Origin of the sequence: Micromonospora sp. AP08 (assembly GCF_008085935.1) — a bacterium.
GTDB lineage: Bacteria > Actinomycetota > Actinomycetes > Mycobacteriales > Micromonosporaceae > Micromonospora > Micromonospora chersina.
On sequence record NZ_VSEZ01000038.1, the window covers coordinates 1 to 5,286 of the forward strand.

Consider the following 5,286-nt stretch of genomic DNA (forward strand, 5'->3'; position numbering starts at 1 on the left):
GTCCTACTCTCCCACACCCTCCCGAGTGCAGTACCATCGGCGCTGGAGGGCTTAGCTTCCGGGTTCGGAATGTGACCGGGCGTTTCCCCTCCGCCATGACCGCCGTAACTCTATGAACATGTCAAACACACACACGTGGGGTGTTCGAGTGTTCAGAGTTGCACAGTGGACGCGTAGCAGCTTCGTAGTCAAGTCCTCGGCCTATTAGTACCGGTCAACTGAACCCGTTACCGGGCTTACATTTCCGGCCTATCAACCCAGTCGTCTAGCTGGGGGCCTTACCCACTCAAAGAGTGGTGGGATACCTCATCTTGAAGCGAGCTTCCCGCTTAGATGCTTTCAGCGGTTATCCCTTCCGAACGTAGCTAACCAGCCGTGCCCCTGGCGGGACAACTGGCACACCAGAGGTTCGTCCGTCCCGGTCCTCTCGTACTAGGGACAGCCCTTCTCAAGTATCCTACGCGCACGGCGGATAGGGACCGAACTGTCTCACGACGTTCTAAACCCAGCTCGCGTACCGCTTTAATGGGCGAACAGCCCAACCCTTGGGACCTGCTACAGCCCCAGGATGCGACGAGCCGACATCGAGGTGCCAAACCATCCCGTCGATATGGACTCTTGGGGAAGATCAGCCTGTTATCCCCGGGGTACCTTTTATCCGTTGAGCGACACCGCTTCCACATGCCAGTGCCGGATCACTAGTCCCGACTTTCGTCCCTGCTCGACCTGTCAGTCTCACAGTCAAGCTCCCTTGTGCACTTGCACTCAACACCTGATTGCCAACCAGGCTGAGGGAACCTTTGGGCGCCTCCGTTACCCTTTAGGAGGCAACCGCCCCAGTTAAACTACCCACCAGACACTGTCCCTGAACCGGATAACGGTCCGAAGTTAGATACCCAAATCAACCAGAGTGGTATTTCAAGATTGCCTCCCCACCAACTGGCGTTGATGGTTCACCGGCTCCCACCTATCCTACACAAGCTAACTCAAGTACCAATGTCAAGCTATAGTAAAGGTCCCGGGGTCTTTCCGTCCTGCCGCGCGTAACGAGCATCTTTACTCGTAATGCAATTTCGCCGGGCCTGTGGTTGAGACAGTGGGGAAGTCGTTACGCCATTCGTGCAGGTCGGAACTTACCCGACAAGGAATTTCGCTACCTTAGGATGGTTATAGTTACCACCGCCGTTTACTGGCGCTTAAGTTCTCCGCTTCGCCCCGAAGAGCTAACAGGTCCCCTTAACGTTCCAGCACCGGGCAGGCGTCAGTCCATATACATCGAATTACTTCTTCGCATGGACCTGTGTTTTTAGTAAACAGTCGCTTCCCCCTGCTCTCTGCGGCCATACAACGCTCCACCCGCGCGGGGCTTCACGTCTCCGGCCCCCCTTCTCCCTAAGTTACGGGGGCAATTTGCCGAGTTCCTTAACCACAGTTCGCCCGATCGCCTCGGTATTCTCTACCTGACCACCTGTGTCGGTTTGGGGTACGGGCCGCTAAGAACTCGCTAGAGGCTTTTCTCGGCAGCATAGGATCACTGACTTCACCTGAATCGGCTCGGCATCACGTCTCAGCCTTAATGCGCCGCGGATTTGCCTACGGCACGGCCTACACGCTTACCCCGGCACAACCACCGGCCGGGCTCAGCTACCTTCCTGCGTCACCCCATCGCTTGACTACTACCCGCCAGGTTCCCACGCTCGCCTCGTTCGGTCCGAAGACCTCCCGAGGTTCGGGTGGTTAGCACAACGAGGTTCGTCAGGGTCGCTCTTTCGCGGGTACGGGAATATCAACCCGTTGTCCATCGACTACGCCTCTCGGCCTCGCCTTAGGTCCCGACTCACCCAGGGCGGATTAGCCTGGCCCTGGAACCCTTGGTCATCCGGCGGAAGGGTTTCTCACCCTTCTTTCGCTACTCATGCCTGCATTCTCACTCGTGCCGCGTCCACAACTAGGTCACCCCGTTGCTTCACTCGCGGCACGACGCTCCCCTACCCATCCACACACCTGCACAAGGAATCAAGTCCAAGCGAGGTTAAAATGTGAATGCCACAGCTTCGGCGGTGTGCTTGAGCCCCGCTACATTGTCGGCGCGGAACCACTTGACCAGTGAGCTATTACGCACTCTTTAAAGGGTGGCTGCTTCTAAGCCAACCTCCTGGTTGTCTATGCGACCCCACATCCTTTTCCACTTAGCACACGCTTAGGGGCCTTAGCTGGTGATCTGGGCTGTTTCCCTCTCGACTACGAAGCTTATCCCCCGCAGTCTCACTGCCGCGCTCTCACTTACCGGCATTCGGAGTTTGGCTGATTTCGGTAAGCTTGTGGGCCCCCTAGACCATCCAGTGCTCTACCTCCGGCAAGAAACACGCGACGCTGCACCTAAATGCATTTCGGGGAGAACCAGCTATCACGGAGTTTGATTGGCCTTTCACCCCTAACCACAGGTCATCCCCCAACTTTTCAACGTTGGTGGGTTCGGCCCTCCACGCGGTCTTACCCGCGCTTCAGCCTGCCCATGGCTAGATCACTCCGCTTCGGGTCTAGAGCATGCGACTACATTCGCCCTATTCAGACTCGCTTTCGCTACGGCTCCCCCACACGGGTTAACCTCGCCACATGCCACTAACTCGCAGGCTCATTCTTCAAAAGGCACGCCGTCACCCCGCAAGGCTCCGACGGATTGTAGGCGAACGGTTTCAGGTACTATTTCACTCCCCTCCCGGGGTACTTTTCACCATTCCCTCACGGTACTCGTCCGCTATCGGTCACCAGGAAGTATTTAGGCTTACCAGGTGGTCCTGGCAGATTCACGGCAGATTTCAGGGGTCCGCCGCTACTCGGGAACACCCACAGAAGGTCAGCAGCTTTCACCTACCGGACTCTCACCGTCTACGGTCAGCCTTTCCAGACTGTTCGACTAGCCACTGACTTTGTAACTTCTCGAACGAGTGTCAGCTCGTTCAGCAGGGTCCCACAACCCCGACCACGCAACCCCTGACAGGTATCACACGCAGCCGGTTTAGCCTCAATCCGCTTTCGCTCGCCACTACTCACGGAATCACTTGTTGTTTTCTCTTCCTACGGGTACTGAGATGTTTCACTTCCCCGCGTTCCCCCCACACACCCTATGTGTTCAGGTGCGGGTGACACCACATGACTGGTGCCGGGTTTCCCCATTCGGACACCCTGGGATCACAGCTTGGTTGACAGCTCCCCCAGGCCTATCGCGGCCTCCCACGTCCTTCATCGGCTCCTGGTGCCAAGGCATCCACCGTTCGCCCTTGACAACTTGACCACAAAGATGCTCGCGTCCACTGTGCAATTCTCAACAAACGACCAACCCACAACCCGAAACGCCCCACACCAAACCCGGCCAACCGCCGGCGGTATGCGAGGCCAGGCCATGCCTGGCGCCTCCACGAGCATCACGCTCGCCTCAAGGCTCTGAAAGACAACACGAGGTTGTTCCTTCAGGACCCAACAGGGTGCTTTGCACTCGCCGCCAGCCGCACCAGGTCTTCGTTCCACACCCGCTCCGAGGAGCTGGCCGTACTAGAAGGAACCCGGCCGTTGCCGGCACCGAGCTCGCCAGTGTCTCCGCCATTGAGCACCCCGACCCGACATTCGCGGGCCGCGGGCTCCTTGCACCCTTTCGGGTGAAGGTGCTCCTTAGAAAGGAGGTGATCCAGCCGCACCTTCCGGTACGGCTACCTTGTTACGACTTCGTCCCAATCGCCAGCCCCACCTTCGACGGCTCCCTCCCACGAGGGGTTGGGCCACCGGCTTCGGGTGTTGCCGACTTTCGTGACGTGACGGGCGGTGTGTACAAGGCCCGGGAACGTATTCACCGCAGCGTTGCTGATCTGCGATTACTAGCGACTCCGACTTCACGGGGTCGAGTTGCAGACCCCGATCCGAACTGAGACCGGCTTTTTGGGATTCGCTCCACCTCACGGTATCGCAGCCCATTGTACCGGCCATTGTAGCATGCGTGAAGCCCTGGACATAAGGGGCATGATGACTTGACGTCATCCCCACCTTCCTCCGAGTTGACCCCGGCAGTCTTCGATGAGTCCCCGCCATAACGCGCTGGCAACATCGAACGAGGGTTGCGCTCGTTGCGGGACTTAACCCAACATCTCACGACACGAGCTGACGACAGCCATGCACCACCTGTGACCGCCCCCGAAGGACCTCGCATCTCTGCGAGTTTTGCGGCCATGTCAAACCCAGGTAAGGTTCTTCGCGTTGCATCGAATTAATCCGCATGCTCCGCCGCTTGTGCGGGCCCCCGTCAATTCCTTTGAGTTTTAGCCTTGCGGCCGTACTCCCCAGGCGGGGCGCTTAATGCGTTAGCTGCGGCACAGGGAACCGGAGAGGCCCCCCACACCTAGCGCCCAACGTTTACAGCGTGGACTACCAGGGTATCTAATCCTGTTCGCTCCCCACGCTTTCGCTCCTCAGCGTCAGTATCGGCCCAGAGACCCGCCTTCGCCACCGGTGTTCCTCCTGATATCTGCGCATTTCACCGCTACACCAGGAATTCCAGTCTCCCCTACCGAACTCTAGCCTGCCCGTATCGACTGCAGGCCCGCAGTTGAGCTGCGGGTTTTCACAGTCGACGCGACAAGCCGCCTACGAGCTCTTTACGCCCAATAAATCCGGACAACGCTCGCGCCCTACGTCTTACCGCGGCTGCTGGCACGTAGTTGGCCGGCGCTTCTTCTGCAGGTACCGTCACTTACGCTTCGTCCCTGCTGAAAGAGGTTTACAACCCGAAGGCCGTCATCCCTCACGCGGCGTCGCTGCATCAGGCTTCCGCCCATTGTGCAATATTCCCCACTGCTGCCTCCCGTAGGAGTCTGGGCCGTGTCTCAGTCCCAGTGTGGCCGGTCGCCCTCTCAGGCCGGCTACCCGTCGTCGCCTTGGTAGGCCATCACCCCACCAACAAGCTGATAGGCCGCGAGCCCATCCCAGGCCGAAAAACTTTCCACCCCCGACCATGCGGTCGGAGGTCCTATTCGGTATTAGCCCCGGTTTCCCGGGGTTATCCCAAAGCCTAGGGCAGGTTGCTCACGTGTTACTCACCCGTTCGCCGCTCGAGTACCCCGAAGGGCCTTTCCGCTCGACTTGCATGTGTTAAGCACGCCGCCAGCGTTCGTCCTGAGCCAGGATCAAACTCTCCAACAAAAATCTTTGTTGAACAATCATCCTGACAACAAAAGTGTTGCCAAAGGAATCCCAACCAGCAAACCCTCCCAAAGAAGAGCTGCCAGTCCGGGGTAT

Annotated in this window: 3 rRNA genes; all 3 read right to left on the reverse strand. The window is 58.3% G+C overall.

The features are described 5' to 3' along the window. Nucleotides 1-107: ribosomal RNA gene (rrf, locus tag FXF50_RS28985) — 5S ribosomal RNA — on the reverse strand; the annotation flags it as partial. Nucleotides 108-184: 77 nt separating this feature from the next. After that, a 23S ribosomal RNA gene (locus FXF50_RS28990) occupies nucleotides 185-3,295 on the reverse strand. 378 nt (nucleotides 3,296-3,673) lie between these two features. Beyond that, nucleotides 3,674-5,190: ribosomal RNA gene (locus tag FXF50_RS28995) — 16S ribosomal RNA — on the reverse strand. Between the last annotated feature and the right edge of the window lie 96 nt (nucleotides 5,191-5,286).